At 73.7% G+C, this 3,108-nt stretch carries 3 protein-coding genes and 1 pseudogene; 3 read left to right on the forward strand and 1 reads right to left on the reverse strand.

The window, feature by feature from the left end:
* A pseudogene (locus tag CCN42_RS35610) lies at positions 1 to 755 on the reverse strand (hypothetical protein); the annotation flags it as partial.
* Between the two features lie 302 nt (positions 756 to 1,057).
* Between CCN42_RS35610 and CCN42_RS35615 the strand changes: the two are divergent.
* The 3 genes from CCN42_RS35615 to CCN42_RS35625 all read left to right on the forward strand — a co-directional run.
* Complete coding sequence (locus CCN42_RS35615) at positions 1,058 to 1,915, forward strand: Nif3-like dinuclear metal center hexameric protein (RefSeq protein ID WP_086741499.1); 858 nt, start codon at positions 1,058 to 1,060, stop codon at positions 1,913 to 1,915.
* On the forward strand, positions 1,912 to 2,655 hold the full coding sequence (locus tag CCN42_RS35620; protein WP_086741498.1) for a zinc ribbon domain-containing protein: 744 nt from the start codon (positions 1,912 to 1,914) through the stop codon (positions 2,653 to 2,655). The genes CCN42_RS35615 and CCN42_RS35620 overlap by 4 nt, the downstream gene beginning before the upstream one ends.
* Before the next feature lie 11 nt (positions 2,656 to 2,666).
* Positions 2,667 to 3,108 (forward strand): reverse transcriptase-like protein (locus CCN42_RS35625; RefSeq protein WP_143662137.1); only part of this gene is annotated, 442 nt, incomplete at its 3' end.

Here is a 3,108-nt window from a genome sequence, read left to right on the forward strand (position 1 = left end):
TCCGGGAACCGCACCGGCAGCGTGCTGCCGAGCACGCCCCAGCCGAGGCGGGCGTGACCGGGCGAGGGCGCGTCGGAGCGGATCAGCAGCAGCCCGCTGTCGGGATCGGCGAGCAGCAGCCGGTCGTCGCTGCCGGCGGCGATCTGCAACAGCGGCGACACCTCGCCGCCGCGCTCCAGGTCGACCACGACGGACTTCGTGCGACCGTCCAGCTCACGGTCGAGTGCGAGCATCCGCCCCGACCGGTCCAGCCACACCCCGCCCGAGCAGCGCCCCAGGATCTCCGCCACGTGCTCGGGCCCGAACGCGCCCCCGGCGACCAGCCACACCGCGCTGGAGCGCGGGCCGACGACAAGGGCGTACGCGCGGTCGCCGCCCGGCGCGGGCGGCAGCAGCCGCAAGCCGGAGTCCCCGCACTCGACCGCGCCCAGCGGCAGTTCGCCGGTGCCCGGGCCGGTCGGGTAGAGCAGCGAGAAGTTGTGCCGTCCGGCGGCGAAGCGGCGGATGAGGACCCGCCCGTCGCCCATCGGCTGCACCTCGGTGCCGGGCTCCTCGGGCTGGTTCCCGGGCAGCGGCACGGCGTACGGCTCGGGGCCGTCCAGGGTCCAGCGCTCCGGGTACCAGGAGTCGCCGCTGCGGGTGAGACGCGCTGCGTAGCCACCGTCCACCGTGATCACGCAACCCGGCCGCGGGGAGAAGCCGTCCAGGTCGCCGTCCCGGTCTCCCGCCGTGGGCTCGATCGCACAGGCCGTCATCATTCGGTCACCTCCGGCGACGAAGCTAGTTTTCGTACGCACAGACGGAGGACCGGCCGACCGTCGCTTCACACATAAGGGTGTCCCCCCGGCGGTTCACCTGAGGGAACGGGGACCTATGTGCTCCACGGGGCGTCGGGCCCGGATGAGCCGGCCGGATACCCGTCGGTGTGCCGGGTCGGTGGGCCGGTCCGGTGCCGGTCGGGCGACGGTCGGTGTGCCGGTCCGTACCGGCCGCGGTGGGGCGGCCGTGCCGTGACGCACCGGTTCAGGCCCGCGGAACAGGCAGGTAGCCTGTGTTCGTGCCCCGTCTGTCTGAAGTCATCACCGCGCTGGAGAACCTGTGGCCCGCCGAACGGGCCGAGTCCTGGGACGCGGTCGGAACGGTCGTGGGCGACCCCGGCCAGGAGGTCACCCGGGTCCTGTTCGCCGTCGACCCCGTCCAGGAGATCGTCGACGAGGCCGTGCAGCTCGGCGCCGACCTGCTGGTCACCCACCACCCGCTGTACCTGCGCGGAACGACGACGGTCGCGGCCTCCACCTTCAAGGGCCGGGTCGTGCACACCCTGATCAAGAACGACATCGCGCTGCACGTCGCCCACACCAACGCCGACACCGCCGACCCCGGTGTCTCCGACGCCCTCGCGGGCGCGCTGGACCTGCGCGTCGTACGGCCCCTGGTGCCCGACCCCACCGACCCGGAGGGCCGCCGCGGCCTCGGCCGGGTCTGCGAACTCGACCACCCGCTGACCGTCCGGGAGCTGGCCGCCCGCGCCGCCGAACGCCTGCCCGCCACCGCGCAGGGCATCCGCGTGGCCGGCGACCCCGAGGCGACCGTCCGCACGGTCGCCGTCAGCGGCGGCTCGGGCGACAGCCTCTTCGACCACGTCCGCGCGGCCGGCGTGGACGCCTTCCTCACCGCGGACCTGCGCCACCACCCGGCGTCGGAAGCCGTGGCCCACAGTCCTCTCGCGCTGCTCGACGCGGCGCACTGGGCCACCGAGTGGCCCTGGTGCGAGCTGGCCGCGAGCCAGCTCGACGAGATCTCCGACCGCAACGGCTGGGGCCTTCGGGTCCACGTCTCCAAGACGGTCACCGACCCCTGGACCGCCCACGCGGCGTCCACCCCGACCTCTAGCGCAATGGGAGCCCCCAACTGAACGCCGCGCCCGCCGACCAGATCCGACTCCTCGACGTCCAGGCGCTCGACGTGCGCCTCCAGCAGCTCGCGCACAAGCGCCGGTCGCTGCCCGAGCACGCCGAGATCGAGTCGCTGAACAAGGACCTCACGCAGCTGCGCGACCTGCTGGTGGCCGCGCAGACCGAGGAGAGCGACTGCGCCCGCGAGCAGACCAAGGCCGAGCAGGACGTCGACCAGGTGCGCCAGCGCGCCGCCCGCGACCAGAAGCGGCTGGACTCCGGCGCGGTCAGCTCGCCGAAGGACCTGGAGAACCTCCAGCGCGAGATCGTCTCGCTCGCCAAGCGCCAGGGCGACCTGGAGGACATCGTCCTGGAGGTCATGGAGCGCCGTGAGTCCGCGCAGGCGCGGGTCGCCGAGCTGACCGAGCGGGTCGCCTCCGTGCAGGCGAAGATCGACGACGCCACCGGACGCCGGGACGCCGCGTTCGAGGAGATCGACGGCGAGGCCGCCACGGTCACCAAGGAGCGCGAGGTCGTCGCCGGAGCCGTCCCCGCCGACCTGCTGAAGCTCTACGAGAAGCTGCGCGAGCAGCAGGGCGGTATCGGCGCGGCCAAGCTGTACGCGCGCACCTGCCAGGGCTGCCGCCAGGAGCTGGCCATCACCGAGCTGAACGAGATCCGCAAGGCCGCCCCGGACACCGTGGTGCGCTGCGAGAACTGCCGCCGCATCCTGGTGCGCACGGCCGAGTCCGGGCTGTAGGGGTCTTCGCGGTGCGGGAGTTCATCGTCGAGGCCGACGGCGGGTCGCGGGGCAACCCGGGGCCCGCGGGCTACGGGGCCGTCGTCATCGACGCGGCGACGGGGGAGACGCTGGCGGAGGCCGCCGAGTTCCTGGGCACGGTGACGAACAACGTCGCCGAGTACCGGGGGCTGCTCGCCGGGCTCCGCGCCGCCCGCGAGCTCGACCCGACCGCGCGGGTGCACGTCCGGATGGACTCCAAGCTGGTCGTCGAGCAGATGTCCGGCCGCTGGAAGATCAAGCACCCCGACATGAAGCCGCTCGCCATGGAGGCGTCCCGGGTCCTCCCGCCCGCGCAGGTGACGTACGAGTGGATCCCGCGCGAGCGGAACAAGCACGCGGACCGTCTGGCGAACGAGGCGATGGACCGCGGAGTCGCCGGCACTCCGCCCGCCGACCGGCCCGCCCCCGAAC

Origin of the sequence: Streptomyces glaucescens (genome assembly GCF_002154375.1) — a bacterium.
Classification (GTDB): domain Bacteria; phylum Actinomycetota; class Actinomycetes; order Streptomycetales; family Streptomycetaceae; genus Streptomyces; species Streptomyces glaucescens.